Genomic DNA, 21,455 nt, shown 5'->3' with positions numbered 1-21,455 from the left:
AAGCGGTCAGTGTGAGGGATTCGGGCGGGACCAGGCCTGCCAGGCGGCGATCACCAGCCCCAACAGAATGAATCCACCAGGGACCAGAGTGGCCAGGTGCAGGCCTCCATTACCGATGAGTTCGCGCAGCAGGCCCAAGCCCACCATCAGCGCGCCGAACAGGCCACAGAGGCGAAGACGCTCACGCAATGCGTTCTGGAAGAAGCCCGTGTGGTCAAGAACGACACATTGCAAGGCGATGAGTCCGGCATAGATTCCCACCTGCTGATGCCATTTGAGTGACCAGACTTGTGCGGCGATTTCCGCGCAACTGGTCAGCGTGGCGGCCAGCAAAATGCCGGCAAACAGTCGGGCAGACGGAACAAGTCGGGGTCGCAGGGCCGCCATGCCGACGCCATAAGCACTGATCACCACAATGAACATCAACCACAGGCCCAGCGCGGTCATCCATGAGTCGGTGGCGCCGATCAGCGGTGCGAGCATCAGCGAGTTCTGCAGCGTCGATGACTTATTCATGGGGACTGTTCCCGATCAACTGTTGCCGATGTTCGTCGAAGTAGCGCAAGGCATCGTGGATGGCGTTGATCACGGCTCTTGAAGTGATAGTTGCCCCTGCAATCTGATCGAACTGGCCCTGATCCTTTTTCAACGCCCAGCCATTGTCGACCGGTTCGCTTCGCGACTTGCCGGCAAAGTCATTGAGCCAGGCATTCGGCCAGTCGGCGATACGCGCGCCCAGCCCCGGAGTCTCGGATTGCTTGAGGGTTTTGACCCCCACCAACGTGCCGTTTGCGCCAATGGCGATCAACAAGTCGATGCTGCCCGCATAACCCAATACCTGGCTGCGCAACAAAACGATACTGGGTTGGCTGGCCTTGGTCGCCAGGTAGCCGCCTTGCAATGTGCTGTTGGTCAATCCCGTATCGTCGAGGCGCAACGGTTGTTCCAGCGGTTGATTGTCGTAACTGTCAGCGGGCAGCAGGTCCAGCAGATTGCGGCTGTCGATCAGGCGCTGTTCGGTCGCAATGCGTGGCGCGCTGCTCTGCTGCACAAGGTAAGTTGCGCCAATCCCCAGGCCTGCCAGCACGACCAGAATCACCACGCTCGACGCTCGGTTCATGGTGCAGTTCGCTCCTGTCTCGATGCGACAAACCGGTCCAGCGCCGGCACGCAGAGGTTCATCAGCAGCACCGCAAACGCCACGCCGTCCGGATAACCGCCCCAGGTACGAATCAGGTAAGTCAGCAGTCCCACACCCGCGCCGAACAACAGTCGCCCGCCTGGGTTTTTGGCGCCAGACACCGGTTCCGTGACGATAAAGAATGCCCCCAGCATGCTCGCGCCGGTGAGCAGATGAAACAGTGGCGAGCCATGGGAATCGGAGCCCGAGCCGTTCCAGCACAGCAGGCTGATGACGAACAGGCTGGCAAGCATGCCGACCGGCGCATGCCAGCTGAACACCCGGCGTTGCAGCAGAAACGCGCCGCCCGCCAGAAAGGCGAGGTTGACCCATTCCACGCCGCGCGCACCGAAGTGGCCGAAGGCTGGATTGCCAGCGAAGAGTTCGTCCATGGTCAGGCTTTTGTTGATTCGCAGGCTGTCCAGCGCCGTGGCCTGGACCCAGGCATCCGGCGTCTGGCTTAGGCTGAAACCGAACACTTGTTGCAAACCACCGAGCAGGTCCATGCCATGGGACGACGGCCAATGGGTCATCTGCTGGGGAAACGTCACCAGCACCAGGGCAAAACCGAGCATCGCCGGGTTGAACGGATTTTTTCCGACTCCGCCATACAGCTGTTTGCCAAACAGCGCGAACGCCGCGGCACAGACCGTCAGCCACCACGGGCAATACGGTGGCAAGGCCAGGGCCAGCAACGTCGCACTGACCAGCGCGCTGCCGTCGCTCAAGGTGGGTTTGAGCTCCCGCTTGCGCAGCTGCAACACCGCCGCTTCAACGGCCAGCGCCGTCACACCGGCCAGAATCAGGTTGATCAATACACCCCAGCCATACAACCAGAACAACACGAGCATGCCCGGCACGGTGGCCAGCAACACCAGCTTCATGGCCTGCTGCAGGCGCTCGTCGACCGATTCAAGGGGCGACATAGGCATCCACCTGACGCTCGGCTTCCTGCAGACGGGCGCGTGCCTTGTTCATCTGCTCGGTGGGTGTGTCGGTGCGTCGTTCGAGTTTGCTGACGTCGGCGCGAGCGTAGGCCAATTCGGTTTTCAGTTGGCGAAGCTGGTTGTCGATGGGGCGTTTTTCAACACGCGCCAGGTCAGGTAAGGGTTGTTCGCTCGAAGCCTCGGCGGTGTGGAGGGCTTTTTCGGCGTCGCCGAGTGCGCGTTCCAGGCTTTCGATCTGCTCGGCCGGCGCTTCGCTGGTTTGAGCTTTCTTGAGTTCGGCGCGGCGCATGGCCAGCTGGATTTTCGCCCGTTTCAGCTCGGCGTCCTTCACTGGCGCAGTGGGCGCAGCGGCTGGCGGTGCACTGCTTTCCAACTGCGCCAGGGCTTGTTCGGACGCTTCGAACTGCTGTTGCAGGACAATCAGTTGCGATTGCTGTTCGAAGGTTGGCGGATGGCCGAACGCCTTGAGCGATTTGTTCAGTTGCGCGCGGCTCATTGCCAGATCGATCTTAGCTTTCTTCAGCGCAGCATCGGCATTCGCCGCTTTCTGCGCCCGGACCCTTTCCAGCGCGGCCTGAACCGGGTCGAGCGTTGTCACTTCAGTGTGCTGCGCAGCGCGATGTGCCCGTGCCTGACGCTCGGCGAGTTTCTGTTCTTCTTCACGACGCAAACGCGCATTGCGCTGTTCAAAACGGCGCCGTGCGTGATTGCGTTTGGCGGTGCGCGCCTGTTGTTCTTCCAGACTGAACGCCAGGCCACCGACAATCGGCAACACCGTGGCCAGCGGCAACGGCCGCATCTCGATGCAGTCCACCGGGCAAGGCGCCACACAGAGGTCGCAACCGGTGCATTCGTCGATGATCACCGTGTGCATCAATTTCGCCGCGCCGACGATGGCATCTACCGGACAGGCCTGAATGCATTTGGTGCAGCCAATGCACTCGGCCTCACGGATGTAGGCAATTTGCGCCGGGGCCGAACCGCGACTGACGTCCAGTTCCAGCACCGGTACTTTCAGCAATTCGGCCAATGCCGAGATGGTTTCGCTGCCCCCCGGCGGACACTTGTTGATCGGCTCGCCGCTGGCAATGCCCTCGGCGTACGGCTTGCACCCGGGGTGGCCACACTTGCCGCACTGGGTCTGCGGCAAAAGCGCGTCGATGCGTTGAATCAGACTCATATTTTGATCAGTCCGCTGAATCCGAGAAAAGCCACTGCGATCAAACCGGCGCCGATCAGGTCGATCGGCAGGCCGCGAAAGGGCAGGGGAACATCGTTATCGAGGGTGCGCTGGCGCAAGTCGCAGAACAGACTCAGCACCAGCCAGAAACCCAACCCGGCACCGAGACTCAGGGCCGTGGCGTGGAAAAATCCCTTGTCGTCCCGCACGTTGATCAGCGCCAGCCCGAGGACGCCGGCATTGCCGAGAAGCAATGGCCAGAGACCTTCGAACGAAAGCGTGGAAAACAGCTTCGGCAGCAGCGTCAGCAGCGGCGCGATCAGCAAGACGCTAAGTGGTAAAAACACGAACAGGCCCAGCGAACTCAACCCCAGCGGCACCAGCAGCCAGTGGTAGAGGGCATGACCGAGCATGCCGGCGATCAGCATCAGGCATGTCGTCGCGATGCCCAGCGCATGCACCTGGCGGCGCTCTGTGCCAAGCAGCGGATCGACGCCCAGCGGCCAGTGCAACACGAAGTTGTTGATCAGGGCAGCGCTGATAAGCGTAAGAACAATCTCGGTCATGATCGTGCCGGAAGAAAGAAGGCTCTTTAACGGGGTGGTCTAAAAAGCTTAGGCATTATCCGGCAAGGAAGGAGGGTGGGCCAGACATGAAAATCCCACAGTCGCGCCGGGCACGACTGTGGGATCGGTTTACCGCAGAATCTTACTTGATGCGCTGACCCGGCTTGGCGCCGCTGTCGGGGCTGAGCAGGTAGATTTCTTCACCGCCAGGGCCGGCCGCCATCACCATGCCTTCGGAGATCCCGAATTTCATTTTCCGTGGCTTGAGGTTGGCGATCATCATGGTCAGGCGACCATCGAGCTTGGACGGGTCCGGGTAAGCACTCTTGATTCCGGAAAACACGTTACGTTGCTCGTCACCGATGTCCAGGGTCAGGCGCAACAGCTTGTCGGCACCTTCTACATGTTCGGCCTTGACGATCAGGGCGACGCGCAGGTCAATCGCGGCAAAGGCGTCGAACTCGATCTCCGGCGACAGTGGATCCTTGGCCAGTTCGCCGTTGCCGGCAGGTGCCGCTTCGCCGGTGTCGGTCTGGCTGGCGGTCAGGTCTTCTTTCGAAGCATCGGTCATGGCTTGCACTTTCACCGGGTCGATCCGGGTCATCAGCGGTTTGAACTCGTTCAGCTGATGGTTGCTGAGCAAGGTCGCGTGGTCGTTCCAGGTCAGCGGCGCGACGTTCAGGAATGCCTCGGCATCGGCGGCCAGCAATGGCAGCACCGGTTTGAGGAAGATCACCAGTTGGCGGAACAGGTTGATGCCCAGGGCGCAGATGGCCTGGACTTCGTCGTGCTTGCCTTCCTGTTTGTTCAGCGACCACGGTGCCTTGTCGGCGATCCAGGCGTTGGCGCGGTCCGCCAGGCCCATGATCTCGCGCATGGCACGGGCAAAGTCGCGAGCCTCGTAAGCTTCGGCAATGCTTGGCGCTGCGGCGAGGAACGCTTCGGTCAGTTCCGGTGCGGCGTTACCCGCCACCAGCACGCCAGCGTTGCCTTTTTGGATGAAACCGGCGCAGCGGCTGGCGATGTTGACGACTTTGCCGACCAGGTCGGAGTTGACCTTCTGCACGAAGTCTTCGAGGTTCAGGTCGAGGTCGTCGACGCCACGGCTCAGCTTGGCCGCGTAGTAATAACGCAGGTATTCCGGCGACAGGTGATCCAGGTAGGTCCGGGCCTTGATGAAGGTGCCGCGGGACTTGGACATTTTCTGACCGTTGACGGTCAGGTAGCCGTGCACGTTGATGCCGGTCGGTTTACGGAAACCGGCGCCTTCGAGCATCGCTGGCCAGAACAGGGCGTGGAAGTTGACGATGTCCTTGCCGATGAAGTGATACAGCTCGGCCGTGGAGTCCTTGCCCCAGAACGCATCGAAATCCAGCTCCGGCGTGCGGTTGCACAGGTTCTTGAAGCTGGCCATGTAGCCGATCGGCGCGTCCAGCCAGACGTAGAAGTATTTGCCTGGCTCGCCGGGAATTTCGAAACCGAAGTACGGCGCATCGCGGGAGATGTCCCACTGTTGCAGGCCGGCATCCAGCCATTCGGCGATTTTGTTGGCGACCGCATCTTGCAACGTGCCGCTGCGGGTCCAGGTTTGCAGCATCTCCTGGAAATCCGGCAGCTTGAAGAAGAAGTGCTGGGAATCCTTGAGCACCGGGGTGGCGCCGGAGATCGCCGACTTCGGATCCTTCAAATCGGTCGGCGCGTAGGTCGCACCGCATTTTTCGCAGTTGTCGCCGTATTGGTCTTCAGTGCCGCATTTCGGGCAGGTGCCCTTGATGAAGCGGTCGGCCAGGAACATTTTCTTTTCCGGGTCGAAGTATTGCGTGATCGAGCGCGTGGCGATGTGCCCGGCGTCGCGCAGCTTCAGGTAGATCTGGCTTGACAGCTCACGGTTTTCTTCGGCGTGAGTGGAGTGGAAGTTGTCGAAGTCCACCAGGAACTCGGCAAAGTCGGCGCTGTGTTCAGCCTGGACGTTGGCGATCAGTTGTTCCGGGGTGATGCCTTCCTTTTCCGCGCGCAGCATGATGGCCGAACCGTGGGCGTCGTCGGCGCAGACATAAATGCATTGATTGCCGCGGTGCTTCTGGAAGCGCACCCACATATCGGTCTGGATGTATTCCAGCATGTGGCCAAGATGGATCGAACCATTGGCATAGGGCAGGGCGCTGGTGACGAGGATCTTGCGTGGCTCGGACATGGGGCTCGGCTACTTGATGAAACGGAGGTCGGCCACTATAAAGCGCCGGCGCATATTTTTCACCCCGTGACTCAGGGGAGTTGTGTTGCAGTTGCGCTTTTTGTGGCGAGGGGGCTTGCCCCCGTTGGGTCGCGCAGCGGCCCCCTGCAATCTGTCAGACAGACCGAGTAGTCTACATTCACGACTGCTGCGCAGCCGAACGGGGGCAAGCCCCCTCGCCACAGGTAAGCTTTCCAGCCAGAGTAATCTGGTCGCCACAAATGTATGTCCGGCGTAGGATACCCGCCTGATTTTCCAGTCTTGCTATCGGAGTTGCCCATGAGCGCCGTCAATCGCGCAGCGGTGGAAGCCGTCCTTCGCCAGTACACCGACCCTTACCTGAACCAGGACCCGGTCAGCGCCGGGTGCGTGCGCAACATCGACATCCAGGGTGATCGCGTCAGCGTCCAGCTGGAGTTGGGCTACGCCGCCGGGCTGTTCAAAAGTGGCTGGGCGCAGATGCTGCAGATGGCCATCGAAGGCCTCGACGGCGTCACCAGTGCCCGCGTTGATATCACCACTGTGATAGCCGCGCACAAGGCTCAGGCGCAGATTCCGGGGCTGGCCAACGTCAAGAATGTCGTCGCCGTGGCGTCCGGCAAAGGGGGCGTGGGCAAATCCACCACCGCCGCCAACCTCGCGTTGGCCCTGGCCCGCGAAGGCGCCAAGGTCGGGATCCTCGACGCGGACATTTACGGTCCGAGCCAGGGCATCATGTTCGGCATTCCCGAAGGCACCCGACCAAAGGTCAAGGATCAGAAGTGGTTCGTGCCGATCGAGTCCCATGGCGTCGAAGTGATGTCCATGGCGTTCCTGACTGACGACAACACGCCGATGGTCTGGCGTGGGCCGATGGTTTCCGGCGCGCTGTTGCAACTGGTGACACAAACCGCCTGGGGCGATCTGGATTACCTGGTCATCGACATGCCGCCAGGCACCGGCGACATCCAGCTGACCCTGGCGCAAAAAGTCCCGGTGGCTGGCGCAGTCATCGTCACCACCCCGCAAGACCTGGCGTTGCTTGACGCACGCAAAGGCGTGGAGATGTTCCGCAAGGTCAACATCCCGGTGCTGGGCGTGGTGGAAAACATGGCCGTGCACATCTGCTCGAACTGCGGGCATGCCGAGCATCTGTTCGGTGAGGGCGGTGGTGTGAAACTGGCCAACCAGTATGGCGTCGAGCTGCTGGCTTCGTTGCCGCTGGCAATGGCCATTCGCGAACAGGCCGACGGCGGCAAGCCAACGGTGATCGCCGAGCCCGACAGCCCGATTGCGCTGGTCTACCAGGAACTCGCCCGCCATGTCGGCGCGCGGATTGTGTTGCAGGAAGCGGTATCGCCGGCGATGCCGAATATCACCATCAGCGACGATTGATGATCTCAAACACAATCAACTGTGGGAGCTAGCCTGCTAGCGATAGCGGATTCACATGCAACAAATATGTTGGCTGAAACCACCGCAATCGCTAGCAGGCTAGCTCCCACATTGATCTATGGGGGCTTCAGATCCGCAACCCGCCATCCATTTCCAGGATCCGGCCGGTGTAGTAGTCATTCTCGAAAATGTACGCCGCCGAATGAGCGATCTCTTCCGGCTTGCCCATACGCTTGAGCGGAATCCCGGACGTCATTTTCTCCAGCGCTTCAGGCTTCATGCCCAGTGTCATCTCGGTTTCGATAAAGCCCGGCGCAATACCTGCCACACGAATGCCGTAGCGCGCAAGTTCCTTCGCCCAGGTCACGGTCGCTGCCGCGACACCGGCCTTGGCAGCGGAGTAGTTGGTCTGGCCGACATTGCCGGCACGGGAGATCGACGAGATATTGATGATCGCGCCGCTGTTGTTCAGCTCGACCATTTTCGCCGCGACTTCACGGGTGCACAGGAACACGCCGGTCAGGTTGACATCGATGACCGCCTGCCATTGAGCCAGGCTCATCTTGGTCATCTCGCCGTCCTTGACCTTCAGCAGCAGGCCATCGCGCAGGATCCCGGCGTTGTTGATCAGGCCATGAATCGCGCCGAAATCCTCGGCCACCTGGGCAACCATGTGCGTCACTTGCTCTTCATTGGCGACGTTGCACAGGTAGGCGCGGGCCTCGACACCCTTGGCCTTGCACGCGGCAACGGCGTCATCGAGCTTTTCCTGGTTCAGGTCAACCAGCGCCAGCTTCGCGCCTTTGCCGGCGAAATACTCGGCCATGGAACGGCCTAAACCCTGGCAACTGCCAGTGATAATGATTACTTTGTCAGTGAGTTGCATTCGCATGCCCCGGTAACAGGTTGGAGTTGTCTTCCTGCAAGAGAGCCTCTCGATCTGCACCGGACGTGCACATGAGAACTGCCCCGATGGCGGACTGTAACTTTCACCAGTCGCCTGTCCGTTTTTTTCGACGGATTCTATATAAGGAGTCATAAATTGAGCGTTGAAGCGGCCAAGAATGCCCGAGAATTGCTTCTCAAGGAATACCGTGGAGTGCTCTCGACGCACTCCAAGGCGATGCCCGGCTTCCCGTTTGGCTCGGTGGTTCCGTACTGCCTGGACGGGCAGGGGCGGCCGCTGATCCTGATCAGCCGCATCGCCCAGCACACGCATAACCTGCAAAAAGACCCGAAATGCTCACTGTTCGTGGGCGAGCGTGAGGCCGAAGACGTGCAAGCCGTTGGTCGCCTGACCTACCTCGCCGAAGCGGAAAAGCTTGTGGACGAGGCCGCCATCGATGCGGCGGCCGAGCGTTACTACCGCTATTTCCCGGATTCGCAGAGCTACCACAAGGCCCACGATTTCGATTTCTGGGTGCTCAACCCCGTGCGTCACCGCTACATCGGCGGTTTCGGCGCGATTCACTGGGTCGATCAGCTGACACTGGCCAATCCTTTCGCGGGCAAGGCGGAAGTGAGCATGGTCAAGCACATGAATGCCGATCACGCCAAAGCCATCGCCCACTATGTCGAGCTCGCGGGCCTGCCGAAAACCGAGCCGGCGCAATTGGCCGGGATCGACACGGAAGGCATGCACCTGCGCATCGGTCAGGGACTCTACTGGCTACCGTTTCAAGCCCCATGTAATACGCCGACACAAGTCCGCGAAGCCTTGGTTTTTCTGGCTCACGCCGAGCATTGGCCGAAAAATGAAGTGGCCGACGCTTGAATTCACGCAATGGCGACGTCATCTAGGGGACACTGGCAAGGCATTCTTGCGTTGAGGAACCATTTGATGCGCCCTTTTTTATTGCTCTTTGTACTGTTTCCGGTGTTGGAGCTGTTCGTATTCGTCAAGGTCAGCGGGGCGATCGGGTTTTTCCCGGCCCTGCTGCTGGTCATTCTCGGCTCGATGCTCGGCGTGTTCGTGCTGCGCATCGCTGGTCTGGCAACCGCACTGCGTGCGCGTGAAAGCCTGAACCGCGGCGAGCTGCCGGCACAGACCATGCTCGAAGGCCTGATGCTGGCACTGGCGGGTGGTCTGTTGATCCTGCCGGGCTTCGTCACCGACGTGCTGGGTCTGATCATGTTGCTGCCGATCTCCCGTCGTCTGCTGGCCAATAAAATGCGCCAGCGCGCAGAAGAGGCAGCGATTCGTCAGCGCGCGTTCGCCGATGACCTTCAACCACGCGGCGGTCCTGTGCCACGCGAGCCTCTGGGTCGCGAGCCCAACGTGATTGAAGGCGAGTTCGAACACCGCGAATCCAAGTAAAACGTTTCACCTGCACGGCACCTTCGGGTGCCGTGTTCGTTTTCGGGGCATGGATGTAAAAAATTTCGATCCGCGCCCTTGTAATAAGCTTATGCGCCCTTATGTAACGGTCACCGCAAGGTTTCTGGCGATCACGCCAGACAGACTTCCGCGGTTCGCTTGACGAACCGCACCCGGCACCGCCGGATTTGTTAAACCTGCCGGGAATACACCGGCCGATGAAAACCACAATTAGGAGAGATCGACAATGAAGCTTCGTCCTCTGCATGACCGCGTCGTCGTCCGTCGCAGCGAAGAAGAAAAGAAAACCGCTGGCGGTATCGTCCTGCCAGGTTCGGCTGCTGAAAAGCCAAACCAGGGTGAAGTCCTGGCTGTAGGCCCGGGCAAAGCACTGGAAAACGGTGAAGTGCGCGCGCTGGCCGTGAAAGTGGGTGACAAGGTTGTGTTCGGCCCTTACTCCGGCAGCAACACCGTGAAAGTTGACGGCGAAGACCTGCTGGTCATCGGCGAGAGCGAAATCCTCGCTGTTATCGAAGGCTGATTCCCCGCTCATTTTCCCGCTACTACAAAGTATTTAAGGAATATCGATCATGGCTGCTAAAGAAGTTAAATTCGGCGATTCCGCCCGCAAGAAAATGCTCGCCGGTGTCAACGTCCTGGCTGACGCGGTAAAAGCGACCCTGGGCCCTAAAGGCCGTAACGTGATCATCGAGAAGAGCTTCGGCGCTCCGACCATCACCAAGGACGGCGTGTCCGTTGCCAAAGAAATCGAGCTGAAAGACCGCTTCGAAAACATGGGCGCGCAGCTGGTCAAAGACGTTGCCTCCCGTGCCAACGATGACGCAGGCGACGGCACCACCACCGCTACCGTTCTGGCTCAATCGATCGTCAACGAAGGCCTGAAAGCCGTCGCTGCCGGCATGAACCCGATGGACCTGAAGCGCGGTATCGACAAAGCGACCATCGCGATCGTCAAAGAGCTGAAAGCCCTGTCCAAGCCATGCGCTGACACCAAGGCCATCGCTCAGGTCGGCACCATCTCGGCCAACTCCGACAACTCCATCGGCGACATCATTGCCGAAGCCATGGAAAAAGTCGGTAAAGAAGGCGTGATCACCGTTGAAGAAGGCTCGGGTCTGGAAAACGAACTGTCGGTTGTTGAAGGCATGCAGTTCGACCGTGGCTACCTGTCCCCGTACTTCGTCAACAAGCCAGAGACCATGACTGCCGAGCTGGACGGTCCGCTGATCCTGCTGGTCGACAAAAAGATCTCGAACATCCGCGAAATGCTGCCAGTACTGGAAGCCGTTGCCAAAGCCGGCCGTCCACTGCTGATCGTGGCCGAAGACGTTGAAGGCGAAGCCCTGGCGACTCTGGTTGTGAACAACATGCGTGGCATCGTCAAAGTCGCAGCCGTCAAGGCTCCAGGCTTCGGCGACCGTCGCAAGGCCATGCTGCAGGACATCGCTGTTCTGACTGGCGGTACCGTTATCTCCGAAGAGATCGGTCTGAGCCTGGAAAGCACTACCCTGGAACACCTGGGTAATGCCAAGCGCGTGATCCTGTCGAAAGAAAACACCACCGTGATCGACGGTGCCGGCGTTGAGGCTGACATCCAGGCTCGCGTTCTGCAGATCCGTCAGCAAGTGGCCGACACTTCGTCCGACTACGACCGTGAAAAACTGCAAGAGCGTCTGGCCAAGCTGTCCGGCGGCGTTGCAGTGATCAAGGTTGGCGCTGGTTCCGAAGTTGAAATGAAAGAGAAGAAAGCCCGCGTTGAAGACGCCCTGCACGCTACCCGTGCAGCCGTTGAAGAAGGCGTGGTACCTGGCGGCGGCGTGGCACTGGTTCGCGCTCTGCAGGCAATCTCCGAGCTCAAAGGCGACAACGATGACCAGAACGTTGGCATCCAGTTGCTGCGTCGCGCTGTTGAAGCGCCACTGCGCCAGATCGTTGCCAACTCCGGCGACGAGCCAAGCGTAGTCGTCGACAAGGTCAAGCAGGGTTCGGGTAACTACGGTTACAACGCTGCCACCGGCGAATACGGCGACATGATCGAAATGGGTATCCTGGACCCGGCCAAAGTGACTCGTTCGGCTCTGCAAGCGGCTTCGTCGATTGCCAGCCTGATGATCACCACCGAAGCCATGATCGCCGAGATCAAGGAAGACGCACCAGCTGGCGGCGGCATGCCAGACATGGGCGGTATGGGCGGCATGGGCGGCATGATGTAAGCCAGCCTTACCCCGTACGAAAAACCCCGCCTGCGAAAGCAGGCGGGGTTTTTTATTGCCCGTCATAAAAGGTGTGTTGTTCATGAGGGCCCCTTCGCGGGCAAGCCTTGCTCCTACAGATATTGAGTCGGACGCAATATCCGCGCACGCCATGAACCTGTAGAGCAAGGCTTGCCCGCGAAGGCGTCAGCTCAGGCGCCGATAGGTTCTGCTCTGACGACCTTCTCAGCCTTGGAAGCCGGTCGATAAAGGATGTAGTAATACGACCCCAGACAAATCAGCCAGCAAAAAATCGCCGTCCACACGTTGTGCGAGAAAAAGTGCGCGCCCTGCATCATCCGGCTCACGGAAAACACCGTGCCCAGCGCGAAGGCAAGGATAAAGGCTTTACGTGCCAGACGCGGACGTCGATCCCGCAGCACAAAGAACAACGCAAACAACGTGAACCCGGTCGCGGCATGTCCGCCGGGCCAGCAACGACCGGGTTTGTCGGTGGGTGGGCGCGGGCTGAGCAGTTCGCTGTACGTCTCGTGTCCGCCGAATTGCTCCAGACTCCACGGGCATTGAACCGCCGTCACCGCTTTGACCGGCGTGACAAAGGATGTCGCCAGTCCCAGGGACAGCACCAGACAGCCCAGTTCCCGTTTGAACGGTTTGAGCCTGTCGATGAAAAAGGCGCCGATGAAACCGAGGATGGCGAACACCGAGAAGGCGATGACCACTTGCTTGGCGCGGTCATGCAGGATGTTTTCGAGGAAGTAACTGTGGCGCCCGATGAAGCCTCCGGCCGCCGGGTCATAGAACAGCTGGGCCAGGTCCATGTCCAGGGACGTCAGTTCGAGCAGCACCAAAATGATCGCCGCAACGGCGGGAACACCCAGGCACACCCAGAAATTGAGCGGGCGAGAGGCGGGGCGGGCAAGGGTCGAAACCATGGCAGTTCCTTGGTCGGTTGAATGTTCTTGAGAGCGCAGCCGCGCGGAGTTTGAACCCGGTGGTGTCGCCTCTGTGTGAATCGATAGTGAAAAAGTCGTTAAGGACTCGACAGGTTTGTTGGCAGGATTTTCAACTGCACACAGTCCTAGCCCTGAGCTACGCCAGGCCTTAAGCTGCGCGGGCCAAGACGGCCGTTACTGTGTACGGAGGAGGTGCCCATGCGCATTCTGTTGGTTGAAGACAACCGCGATATCCTGGCCAATCTGGCCGATTACCTGGGGCTCAAGGGCTACACTGTGGATTGCGCGCAGGACGGTTTGTCAGGCCTGCACCTGGCGGCCACCGAGCACTACGATTTGATCGTGCTCGACATCATGTTGCCCGGCATCGACGGCTACACCCTGTGCAAACGCTTGCGCGAAGACGCTCGTCGCGACACGCCGGTGATCATGCTCACGGCCCGCGATCAACTGGACGACCGCCTGCAAGGCTTCAAGTCCGGCGCCGATGATTACCTGATCAAACCCTTTGCCCTGTCTGAACTGGCCGCGCGGATCGAAGCCGTGATGCGTCGGGCACAGGGTGGCGGCCGTCGTACCTTGCAGGTCGGTGATCTGAGCTACGACCTCGATACCCTGGAAGTCACCCGCGAAGGGCGCTTGCTGAAACTCAACCCGGTGGGCCTGAAGTTGCTCGCCGTGCTGATGCAGAAAAGCCCGCACGTCCTGCGCCGAGAAATTCTCGAAGAGGCCCTGTGGGGCGATGACTGTCCGGACAGCGACAGCCTGCGCAGTCACGTCCACCAATTGCGTCAGGTGATCGACAAACCGTTCGCCAAGCCATTGCTGCAAACCGTGCACGGTGTGGGATATCGCTTGGCCGAGGGCCGAGATGGAGTTTAAACAGAGCCTTGCTCAACGGATCATCATTGCCTTTGCGCTGATGAGCGCACTGGTCGCGGGGGCCTTCGCCATGGGCATTGTCGCGACCGTGCACCTGGTGGAAGAAAAACTGATTTCGGCAGGCCTCGGCGGTGATTTGCAACGCCTGCTGTTGATGGACAGTGTCTCGGACTGGAGCCATCGCCCCGAGCCAGACCAGCTGTTTTATTTCAGCGGTGGGCCGGGCGATTTCGAGTTGCCCAAGGATTTGCGCCATCTCGACCCGGGTTTCCACGAAGTGTTCCGCGAGCAGTTGTCCTATCACGCGATGGTCGAAGTCGTCGATGGCCGGCGTTATGTGCTGCTGCAGGACCAGAGTGATTTCGAAGAACGTGAGCGGGTGTTGTTCGCGGTGGTGCTGGTGGGCTTCGTACTGAGTCTGGCCTTGGCCGTGTTCCTGGGCTGGATCCTCGCGCGCAGGGTGATGGCGCCGGTGGTGCGGCTCGCGCGCCAGGTACGTCACCGCGATCAGCTCCTGGGCCTGGCGCCCCCTTTGGCACCGGACTACGCCGCTGATGAAGTCGGCGAACTCGCGGTAGCCTTCGACGCTACCCTCGGCCGCTTGCGGCAGGCATTGACCCGGGAGCGCTTGTTCACCAGTGACGTCAGTCACGAATTGCGCACCCCGTTGATGGTACTGGCCAGTTCCTGTGAACTGCTGCTGGAAAACCCCGGTATCGACCAGCGCGGTCGCGCTCAGGTGGAGCGAATCGCCCGTGCCTGCGAAGAGATGCGCGAGCTGGTGCAGACCTTCCTGATGCTGGCCCGCGCCCAACGTGAAGACGCCGGCATGGCGCCGCAACAGTCGCTGGCCCAGGTCGCCGACGGGCTGCTCAATCTATGGCGTGAACCGATCGAGGCCAAAGGGCTGTCGCTGATGTTCGAACCGGGCAATCCGGCCAGCACTTGCTACAACGCCACGCTTCTGCACGCGGTCATGGGCAACCTGTTGCGCAATGCGCTGCATTACACCGAACGGGGCTTCATCCGTTTGACGTTGACGACCACCGGTTTCATGGTCGAGGACAGCGGTGTGGGCATTCCCGAGGAAAAACGCGAGGCGATGTTCGAGCCGTTCGTGCGTGGCAACGAAAAACGCGGTGAAGGTCTGGGGCTGGGTCTGTCGCTGGTGCAGCGGATCTGCGAGAACCAGGGGTGGAATGTCAGCCTGACGAACATGGAACCCAATGGCTGTCGTTTTCAGGTGGAGTTGAGTCAGCGCGATAGTTGATTTCGTTGGTGGCCCTAGGCCACTGTCGTCAACCTGTAAAACCTCGAAATAAATCGGGGTTTTACACCACGATTTTTTCACGAAGGCATGACCTGACGCTGACATGCCATTCCCTAGGGTAGTGGTCATCAGAAACGCAGGAGTCCTTCGTGATGGCTGGCCAGATCAAACTTGATTTTTCCGAAAAATACGACGATCAACACGCTCAGGAATATCTGCGCAAACATCAGGATGGCCTTGGCCGCCGACTGTCCCACTGGCGTGACGAGCAGCTGGCGCGACAAGCGCTGGCGTTGGTGGGTGAACCCGGTCTGGTCCTCGATCTACCCTGCGGTGCCGGGCGTTTCTGGCCGTTGCTGGCGGAAAAATCCAACCGTGTGATCATCGGAGCCGACAACTCCGAGTCGATGCTCAAGATCGCTCTGCAGGCGCAACCTGCCGAAGTCGTGAAAAGGGTACAACCGTTGCACACTTCTGCATTCGACATCGCCCTGCCTGATAACGCCGTCGACAGCATTTTTTGCATGCGTTTGCTGCACCACATTGGTGAAGCCGAGCATCGACTGGCCATTCTGCGTGAATTCGAGCGCGTCACCCGCGACAGTGTGATCCTTTCGTTATGGGTTGACGGCAATTTCAAGGCCTGGAGACGCAAGCGCCTGGAGAAAAGGCGTGAGCAGGAAGGTTACCAAAATCGTTTTGTGTTACCGGCTGCTACGGTCGAAAAGGAATTCGAGCAGGCGGGGTTCCGTATTCAGGAACAACTCGATTTTATCCCGCTCTATGCCATGTGGCGGGTTTATGTGTTACGCAAGAGGTAACAGATGGCAGTGCAATGTGCAGCAGATAAGGACGTCGCTTCCCAGGATCGTTTCGACCATTTCTGGAACCAGCGCGGCGAATGGGTTGAAGAGCCCAACGTTCGTCGCGGTGGCGAAAGTGGCGTGCAGCGAGTCAAGAACAATGATGGACAGCTGTTTTACGCCAAGCGTCAGACCGGGCATGTCTATCGCAGCTGGCTGCACCCGTTCGGTCGGCCGACGGTGCTGCGCGAACGGGACGCGCTCATCGGGTTGAGTCTGATCGGCGTGGGTGTTCCGGAAATCGTTTTCTGCGGTGCGCAACGCGATCCTGTTCACAAGTGGCGCGCATTGCTGGTGACCAAGGCACTGGACGGTTTCGAGGAAATCGAGCACTGGTACGCAGGCGGTGGTCGCGAGCGTCATGGGGAGGCGGTGCATGATCGCGTGCTGAAGGAGCTGGCCGATAACCTGGTGCGCATGCACAAGGGGCGGTGGCAGCACAGTTGCCTCTACATCAAGCACGTCTTCGTGCGGGTTACCGGTGAGGGCGAGGCGGCGAAAGTCGACGTTGCGATGATCGATCTGGAGAAGGCCCGGCGGCGTTTGACCGCCCGTCGCGCCGCGTCCCATGACCTGAAGCAACTGCGTCGCCACTCGTCGTTCAGCACGACGGACTGGAAGAAACTCGTCTATTTTTATGAGACGGCGTTTGGCAGCGCTATCAAAGGTTTATAGCAATGAAACTCGAAATTGCTAGAGGTTTGTTCTTGATAGGAGCCTTGGCAGTTGCTTCACTGGCGGTGGCGGCTTGGGAGCAGCCCCGCACGCAAGTCCTCAGTTCAGTGAACGGGGACGCGCGTTGTCCGATGCCGCGGGTTGCGAAGGCAACCGTTGCAACCCAACCCGATCATGATTTATTGCTGTTCATGTTCGGACTTTCTCAAGGACTGAGGCCGCAGAGTTGACCAGATTGAAGCCCAAATAAAAGGCCTCGCATATGCGAGGCCTTTTTTATTCCCACTAACAAAGATGCTGCACTAATCCTTGTGGGAGCGAGCCTGCTCGCGAATGCGGTTTGTCATTCAGCTTTGATGTGACTGACACACCGCTTTCGCGAGCAGGCTCGCTCCCACAGGGTTATGCGTGTTCTTTGGGTAGGTCGGGTTTAGCCAATAACGTGTAAACACACGGCAACACAAACAACGTAAACAACGTCCCGATCGACATCCCCGTAGCGATCACTGTGCCGATGTCGAACCGGCTGACAGCGCCCGCGCCTGTGGCGATGATCAACGGCACCATGCCGAACACCATCGCCGCGGTGGTCATCAACACCGGGCGCAGGCGTATGGCCGCTGCCTCCTCAACCGCCTCGCGCGGCGTCAGGCCCTTTTCCTTGCGCAGCTGGTTGGCGAATTCGACGATCAGGATCCCGTGCTTGCTGATCAGCCCGATCAGCGTCACCAGCCCGACCTGGGTGTAGATGTTCATGCTCGACCAGCCGAGGAACAGCGGGATCAACGCGCCACAGATCGACAGCGGCACCGTCACCAGAATCACCAACGGATCGCGGAAACTTTCGAACTGAGCCGCCAGCACCAGGAAAATGATCGCCAGAGCCAGGGCAAACGTCACCCACAGCGCGCTGCCTTCCTGAACGTACTGCCGCGATGCTCCGGCATAGTCGACGGCATAACCCACAGGCGCCTCTTCTTGGGCAATTTGACGCACCGCGTCGAGGGCTTCACCCATGCTCACCAGCGGAACCCCGGAGAGAATTGCCGAGTTGAGCTGCTGGAACTGATTCAACTGCCGCGGGCGGGCGCGGTCGGTCACGGTGATCAGGGTCGACAGGGCCAGCAGTTCGCCCTTGGTGTTCTTCACGTAATAGTTGTTCAGCCAGTCGGGGTTGTCCCGGAAAGGGCGTTCAACCTGCGCAATCACCTTGTAGCTGCGGCCTTCAATGGTGAAGCGGTTGATTTCCGCTTCACCCAGCAAGGTCGCCAGTGTTCCCCCCAGGTCCTGCATGGACACGCCCATCTGTGCGGCTTTCGCGCGATCGATATCGACCACGACCTCGGGCTTATCGAACGCCAGGTCAACGTCGACGAAGGCGAACTTGCCGGATTCCATCGCGCGTTTCTTGACCCGGTCCATCACTTGCAGCAGGGACTCGTAGTCTTTGGCCGTGTTGATGACGAACTGAAACGGCAGCCCTTCACCGGTACCCGGCAGAGAGGGCAGGTTGAAACCGAAAATCTGCAACCCCGGAATGCTTTCCAGTTTGCTCTGCACCTCGGGCAGGATCTGCATTTGCGTGCGGTTGCGGTCGTTCCACGGTTTCAGCAGAAAGCCGCCGATCCCCGATTGCACACCGTTGAAACCGTTGATCTGGAACGAGGAGTAGTACTCGGGAAACGCCTTGAAGATGGTGATGAACTCGTCGGTATACGTATTCAGGTAATCAAGGTTGGTCGGCTGCGGGGCGTTCGCTAGCATGAAAATGATGCCCTGATCCTCGTCCGGTGCCAGTTCCGATTTGGTGAAGGTGAGCAGTACCGGAATCAGGCACAGCACGATCACCGCAAACACCAGCACCACCGGGCGCGTGTTGAGCGTGCCGTGCAGCATGCGCTGGTAGCGGTGTTTGAGGCCTTCGAAAATCAGGTCGAGGCGATGGGCCAGGCCGCTGGGGTTTTCGTCGTGGCGCAGCAAAAAGGCGCACATCATTGGCGACAGGGTCAGGGCGACGATGCCGGAGATCACCACCGCCCCGGCCAGGGTCAGGGCGAACTCCTTGAACAGCGCCCCCGTGAGGCCGGTGAGGAATCCGATCGGCGCATAGACCGCCGCCAGGGTGATGGTCATCGAGACCACCGGCATGGCGATTTCCCGTGCACCCTCGATGGCCGCGTCCAGCGGGGTCTTGCCTTCCTCGATGTGGCGGTGAATGTTTTCCACCACCACGATGGCGTCGTCCACCACCAGGCCGATGGCCAACACCATCGCCAGCAGGGTCAGCAGGTTGATCGAGTAGCCCATCATCTGCATGAAGAACATCACGCCGATCATCGACAGCGGAATCGTCACCACCGGGATCACTACCGAGCGCAACGCCCCGAGGAACAGGAACACCACGACGATCACGATCAGCACCGCTTCGAACAGGGTTTTCACCACTTCGTCGATCGAGGCCTGGATGAACAGCGTGGCGTCGTAGGCGATTTCACCCTTGAGGTTCGGCGGCAGCTGGGCTTCCAGGTCCGGCATGATCTTGCGCACTTCCTTGATCACGTCCAGCGGGTTGGCGCCGGGCGTGGCCTTGATGCCGATGTACACCGAGGGCGTGCCACCAAAGGAACTGATGGTGTCGTAGTTTTCCGCGCCCATTTCAACCCGCGCGACATCGCTGAGCAGCACGCGGCTGTCGCCATCGACTTTGAGTGGAATCGCGGCGAAGGCTTCAGCGGATTTGAGCTCGGTGTTGGCGTTGATACTGGTGACTACGTACTCGCCTTTCACTTCGCCGGCAGCGGAGAGGAAGTTGTACTTGCGCACGGCATCGGTCACATCGCTGGCGCTCAGGCCGAAACCGGCCAGTTTCACCGGGTCCAGCCACAGGCGCATGGCGAACACTTGGTTGCCGAGAATCTCGGCCTCGGCCATGCCCGGCAGGGTCGCGAGTTTGGGCTGGATGACCCGCGACAGGTAGTCGGTGATCTGCGGGTTGCTCAGTTCCTTGCTGAAGAAACTGATGTACATCAGCGCCGAGGCGTCGGCGGCTTCCTTGCTCAGCACCGGGTCTTCGGCATCCTGAGGCAGCTGGTTTTTCACCTCGTTGGCCTTGGCCAGCAGCTCGGTGAACAAGCGGTCGCTATTGGAACCGATGCGCGCGTAGATCGAGATCACCGAGAAATTCTGGCGACTGACCGAGGTCATGTAGTCGATGCCCTCGGCGCTCGCCAGGCTCTGTTGCATCGGCTGGGTGATGTAGCCCTGGATGGTTTCGGCGTTGGCGCCGGGGTACGCGGTGGTCACCGTGATCAGGGCGTTTTCCATTTGCGGATACTGGCGCAGCGGCAGCTTGCTCCAGGCCTGGAAACCCAGCAGCACAATCAGCAGGCTGACCACGGAGGCGAGCACCGGGCGGCGGATGAACGGGTCGGTAAAAGCCATGGGGATTCCTTGATCAGTCCGCGCGCGGCGGGCTGTTCTGCTCGGCTAAAGTCTTGTCGTCGCTGATGGCAATGTGTGCGCCGTTGTCCAGTTTGATCTGGCCGGCGGTGACCACTTTTTCACCGTTCTGCACACCTTTGGTAATCATCACCACACCGTCGCGGCGTTCTCCGGTTTCGATGAAACGGCGTTCGGCGATCAGGATCGGTTCACCCTTGGCGTCTTTTTCCACTTTGCCGTCTTCGGTTTTTTTCTCTGCGACGACGTACAGCGAATTGCCGTACAGCGTGTACGTGATCGCGCTTTCCGGCACGACGATGCGCGGCTGCGGGTCGGGCAGCATCACCTGCAGGCTGGCGAACATCCCCGGCAACAGTTTGCCGTCGGGGTTGGCCAGGGTCGCGCGGACCTGCATGTTGCGCGTGCTGTTCTCGAGTTTCGGATTGATCGCGCTGATGGTGCCGGGGAAAGTCTGCGCCGGGTAGGCCGCGACGATGATTTCGACTGGCTGGCCGATGGCGATCTTCGGCACCGACTGCTCGGGCACGAAAAAGTCGACGTAGAGACTGCTGATGTCTTGCAGGGTGGCAATCATGGTGCCGCTGGCAAGATAGTCGCCAACGTCGACCTGACGAATGCCGATGGTCCCGCTGAAGGGCGCAACGATGCTTTTTTTGCCGAGCGCAGCCTTGAGTTGATTGACTGTGGCTTTGCTTTTTTTCAGCACCGCCGAAAGTCGGTCGAATTCGCCTTTGGAAATGGCCTGGCTGCCCACCAGTTGGCTACCGCGACCGTAATCGAGCTGGGCCAGCCCTAGGTCGGCCAGGGCGGTTTCCAACAAGGCACTTTCCACGGCGCTGTCGAGGCGCAGGAGTGGTTGACCGGCCTTGACCTTCTGCCCTGACTCGAACTGCAAATCGATGACGGTGCCGTCGGTCTCCAGGCTCAGGTCCACGCCTTGCAGCGCCGTGAGCGTGCCGACGGTAGGCAGGCGGGCTTGCCAGGGCCGTTCGATGGCGGTGGCCACGGCAACGCTTATCGGCGGTTTCGGCGCGGAGAAGCCTTGCATCATCGTGTAGATGGAGAAGGCTTTGTAACCGGCCAGGACCAGCACGATCAGCAGAACAACACCCAACATGATCAGCATGCGGCGACGCAGCATATTTCCAGTTCCTTGGAGAAAATCAGGTGAGACAGGCGGGCACATTACTCCGAGAGCGGCAGTGAATCCAACTGCCACTTTTCACAGGCAGGCGCAAAACCTGTAGGAGCCGAGCTTGCTCGCGATAGCGGTATGTCAGTCATCGCGATGCTGGATGTGCAGCCGCCTTCGCGAG

20 protein-coding genes are annotated in these 21,455 nt (G+C 59.8%); 10 read left to right on the top strand and 10 right to left on the bottom strand.

Annotated elements, in window-relative coordinates; all coding sequences use genetic code 11:
* Positions 1-6 precede the first annotated feature (6 nt).
* The 6 genes from ACA066_RS23160 to metG all read right to left on the bottom strand — a co-directional run bounded on the left by ACA066_RS23160 (position 7) and on the right by metG (position 6,067).
* Entirely contained in the window at positions 7-516 is a 510-nt protein-coding gene (locus ACA066_RS23160; protein ID WP_497696787.1) for an Rnf-Nqr domain containing protein, read from the bottom strand.
* The gene (locus ACA066_RS23155; protein WP_497696786.1) at positions 509-1,120 is read right to left on the bottom strand and encodes an RnfABCDGE type electron transport complex subunit G; all 612 of its coding nucleotides are present in this window, start codon (positions 1,118-1,120) and stop codon (positions 509-511) included. The genes ACA066_RS23160 and ACA066_RS23155 overlap by 8 nt, the downstream gene beginning before the upstream one ends.
* On the bottom strand, positions 1,117-2,106 hold the full coding sequence (locus ACA066_RS23150; protein WP_497696785.1) for an RnfABCDGE type electron transport complex subunit D: 990 nt from the start codon (positions 2,104-2,106) through the stop codon (positions 1,117-1,119). Before ACA066_RS23150 ends, ACA066_RS23155 begins: the two co-directional genes overlap by 4 nt.
* Positions 2,093-3,307 (bottom strand): electron transport complex subunit RsxB, encoded by a 1,215-nt coding sequence (rsxB, locus tag ACA066_RS23145; protein WP_497696784.1) that lies wholly within the window; start codon positions 3,305-3,307, stop codon positions 2,093-2,095. Before rsxB ends, ACA066_RS23150 begins: the two co-directional genes overlap by 14 nt.
* Positions 3,304-3,873 (bottom strand): electron transport complex protein RnfA, encoded by a 570-nt coding sequence (locus ACA066_RS23140; protein ID WP_497696783.1) that lies wholly within the window; start codon positions 3,871-3,873, stop codon positions 3,304-3,306. The genes rsxB and ACA066_RS23140 overlap by 4 nt, the downstream gene beginning before the upstream one ends.
* A 142-nt stretch (positions 3,874-4,015) precedes the next feature.
* Entirely contained in the window at positions 4,016-6,067 is a 2,052-nt protein-coding gene (gene metG, locus ACA066_RS23135; protein ID WP_497696782.1) for a methionine--tRNA ligase, read from the bottom strand.
* A gap of 318 nt (positions 6,068-6,385) precedes the next feature.
* Here metG and apbC point away from each other — a divergent pair, with 318 nt between their 5' ends.
* A complete protein-coding gene (gene apbC, locus ACA066_RS23130; protein WP_497696781.1) occupies positions 6,386-7,480 on the top strand; it encodes an iron-sulfur cluster carrier protein ApbC in 1,095 nt (364 codons plus the stop codon).
* Between the two features lie 127 nt (positions 7,481-7,607).
* Here the strand turns inward: apbC and ACA066_RS23125 are convergent, their stop codons facing one another.
* The gene (locus tag ACA066_RS23125; RefSeq protein WP_497696780.1) at positions 7,608-8,366 is read right to left on the bottom strand and encodes an SDR family oxidoreductase; all 759 of its coding nucleotides are present in this window, start codon (positions 8,364-8,366) and stop codon (positions 7,608-7,610) included.
* A 156-nt stretch (positions 8,367-8,522) separates the two neighbouring features.
* Between ACA066_RS23125 and ACA066_RS23120 the strand changes: the two genes are divergently transcribed.
* The 4 genes from ACA066_RS23120 to groL all read left to right on the top strand — a co-directional run bounded on the left by ACA066_RS23120 (position 8,523) and on the right by groL (position 12,031).
* Positions 8,523-9,254, top strand: coding sequence for a HugZ family pyridoxamine 5'-phosphate oxidase (locus ACA066_RS23120; protein WP_497696779.1), 732 nt, complete (start codon positions 8,523-8,525; stop codon positions 9,252-9,254).
* Between the two features lie 66 nt (positions 9,255-9,320).
* Positions 9,321-9,797, top strand: a complete 477-nt coding sequence (locus ACA066_RS23115) for an FxsA family protein (RefSeq protein WP_497696778.1) — start codon at positions 9,321-9,323, stop codon at positions 9,795-9,797.
* Positions 9,798-10,044: 247 nt separating this feature from the next.
* Positions 10,045-10,338: a co-chaperone GroES gene (locus ACA066_RS23110; protein ID WP_008155545.1), complete on the top strand. Its 294-nt coding sequence runs from the start codon at positions 10,045-10,047 to the stop codon at positions 10,336-10,338.
* Positions 10,339-10,387: 49 nt separating this feature from the next.
* Positions 10,388-12,031 carry a chaperonin GroEL gene (gene groL / locus ACA066_RS23105; RefSeq protein WP_008032122.1) on the top strand — a complete coding sequence of 548 codons (1,644 nt, stop codon included), beginning with the start codon at positions 10,388-10,390 and terminating at the stop codon, positions 12,029-12,031.
* A 191-nt stretch (positions 12,032-12,222) separates the two neighbouring features.
* On the opposite strand, the gene ACA066_RS23100 is transcribed toward groL, so the two are convergent.
* Positions 12,223-12,966: a phosphatase PAP2 family protein gene (locus ACA066_RS23100; RefSeq protein ID WP_497696777.1), complete on the bottom strand. Its 744-nt coding sequence runs from the start codon at positions 12,964-12,966 to the stop codon at positions 12,223-12,225.
* A 219-nt stretch (positions 12,967-13,185) separates the two neighbouring features.
* Here ACA066_RS23100 and colR point away from each other — a divergent pair, with 219 nt between their 5' ends.
* The 5 genes from colR (at position 13,186) to ACA066_RS23075 (ending at position 16,907) form a co-directional block, all read left to right on the top strand.
* Positions 13,186-13,869: a two-component system response regulator ColR gene (gene colR, locus ACA066_RS23095; RefSeq protein ID WP_008032118.1), complete on the top strand. Its 684-nt coding sequence runs from the start codon at positions 13,186-13,188 to the stop codon at positions 13,867-13,869.
* On the top strand, positions 13,859-15,139 hold the full coding sequence (locus ACA066_RS23090; RefSeq protein ID WP_497696776.1) for a sensor histidine kinase: 1,281 nt from the start codon (positions 13,859-13,861) through the stop codon (positions 15,137-15,139). The genes colR and ACA066_RS23090 overlap by 11 nt, the downstream gene beginning before the upstream one ends.
* Before the next feature lie 152 nt (positions 15,140-15,291).
* The gene (locus tag ACA066_RS23085; protein WP_497696775.1) at positions 15,292-15,960 is read left to right on the top strand and encodes a class I SAM-dependent methyltransferase; all 669 of its coding nucleotides are present in this window, start codon (positions 15,292-15,294) and stop codon (positions 15,958-15,960) included.
* 3 nt (positions 15,961-15,963) lie between these two features.
* A complete protein-coding gene (locus tag ACA066_RS23080) occupies positions 15,964-16,677 on the top strand; it encodes a lipopolysaccharide kinase InaA family protein (RefSeq protein ID WP_497696774.1) in 714 nt (237 codons plus the stop codon).
* Between the two features lie 2 nt (positions 16,678-16,679).
* On the top strand, positions 16,680-16,907 hold the full coding sequence (locus ACA066_RS23075) for a hypothetical protein (RefSeq protein WP_253431340.1): 228 nt from the start codon (positions 16,680-16,682) through the stop codon (positions 16,905-16,907).
* A gap of 172 nt (positions 16,908-17,079) precedes the next feature.
* Here the strand turns inward: ACA066_RS23075 and ACA066_RS23070 are convergent, their stop codons facing one another.
* Complete coding sequence (locus tag ACA066_RS23070; protein WP_497696773.1) at positions 17,080-20,118, bottom strand: multidrug efflux RND transporter permease subunit; 3,039 nt, start codon at positions 20,116-20,118, stop codon at positions 17,080-17,082.
* A gap of 13 nt (positions 20,119-20,131) precedes the next feature.
* Positions 20,132-21,280, bottom strand: a complete 1,149-nt coding sequence (locus ACA066_RS23065) for an efflux RND transporter periplasmic adaptor subunit (protein ID WP_497696772.1) — start codon at positions 21,278-21,280, stop codon at positions 20,132-20,134.
* Positions 21,281-21,455 lie beyond the last annotated feature (175 nt).

The sequence above is a fragment of the Pseudomonas sp. LBUM1651 genome (assembly GCF_059716135.1).
The sequence above is the reverse complement of the archived record's forward strand: the minus strand, read 5'-3'. Positions and strand labels throughout refer to the sequence as shown.

Excerpts from the sequence above, each read along its gene's own strand:
- ACA066_RS23160 (WP_497696787.1), bottom strand. The coding sequence starts at position 516 with ATGAATAAGTCATCGACGCTGCAGAACTCGCTGATGCTCGCACCGCTG.
- ACA066_RS23155 (WP_497696786.1), bottom strand. The coding sequence starts at position 1,120 with ATGAACCGAGCGTCGAGCGTGGTGATTCTGGTCGTGCTGGCAGGCCTG.
- ACA066_RS23150 (WP_497696785.1), bottom strand. The coding sequence starts at position 2,106 with ATGTCGCCCCTTGAATCGGTCGACGAGCGCCTGCAGCAGGCCATGAAG.
- rsxB (WP_497696784.1), bottom strand. The coding sequence starts at position 3,307 with ATGAGTCTGATTCAACGCATCGACGCGCTTTTGCCGCAGACCCAGTGC.
- ACA066_RS23140 (WP_497696783.1), bottom strand. The coding sequence starts at position 3,873 with ATGACCGAGATTGTTCTTACGCTTATCAGCGCTGCCCTGATCAACAAC.
- metG (WP_497696782.1), bottom strand. The coding sequence starts at position 6,067 with ATGTCCGAGCCACGCAAGATCCTCGTCACCAGCGCCCTGCCCTATGCC.
- apbC (WP_497696781.1), top strand. The coding sequence starts at position 6,386 with ATGAGCGCCGTCAATCGCGCAGCGGTGGAAGCCGTCCTTCGCCAGTAC.
- ACA066_RS23125 (WP_497696780.1), bottom strand. The coding sequence starts at position 8,366 with ATGCAACTCACTGACAAAGTAATCATTATCACTGGCAGTTGCCAGGGT.
- ACA066_RS23115 (WP_497696778.1), top strand. The coding sequence starts at position 9,321 with ATGCGCCCTTTTTTATTGCTCTTTGTACTGTTTCCGGTGTTGGAGCTG.
- ACA066_RS23110 (WP_008155545.1), top strand. The coding sequence starts at position 10,045 with ATGAAGCTTCGTCCTCTGCATGACCGCGTCGTCGTCCGTCGCAGCGAA.
- groL (WP_008032122.1), top strand. The coding sequence starts at position 10,388 with ATGGCTGCTAAAGAAGTTAAATTCGGCGATTCCGCCCGCAAGAAAATG.
- ACA066_RS23100 (WP_497696777.1), bottom strand. The coding sequence starts at position 12,966 with ATGGTTTCGACCCTTGCCCGCCCCGCCTCTCGCCCGCTCAATTTCTGG.
- colR (WP_008032118.1), top strand. The coding sequence starts at position 13,186 with ATGCGCATTCTGTTGGTTGAAGACAACCGCGATATCCTGGCCAATCTG.
- ACA066_RS23090 (WP_497696776.1), top strand. The coding sequence starts at position 13,859 with ATGGAGTTTAAACAGAGCCTTGCTCAACGGATCATCATTGCCTTTGCG.
- ACA066_RS23085 (WP_497696775.1), top strand. The coding sequence starts at position 15,292 with ATGGCTGGCCAGATCAAACTTGATTTTTCCGAAAAATACGACGATCAA.
- ACA066_RS23080 (WP_497696774.1), top strand. The coding sequence starts at position 15,964 with ATGGCAGTGCAATGTGCAGCAGATAAGGACGTCGCTTCCCAGGATCGT.
- ACA066_RS23075 (WP_253431340.1), top strand. The coding sequence starts at position 16,680 with ATGAAACTCGAAATTGCTAGAGGTTTGTTCTTGATAGGAGCCTTGGCA.
- ACA066_RS23070 (WP_497696773.1), bottom strand. The coding sequence starts at position 20,118 with ATGGCTTTTACCGACCCGTTCATCCGCCGCCCGGTGCTCGCCTCCGTG.
- ACA066_RS23065 (WP_497696772.1), bottom strand. The coding sequence starts at position 21,280 with ATGCTGCGTCGCCGCATGCTGATCATGTTGGGTGTTGTTCTGCTGATC.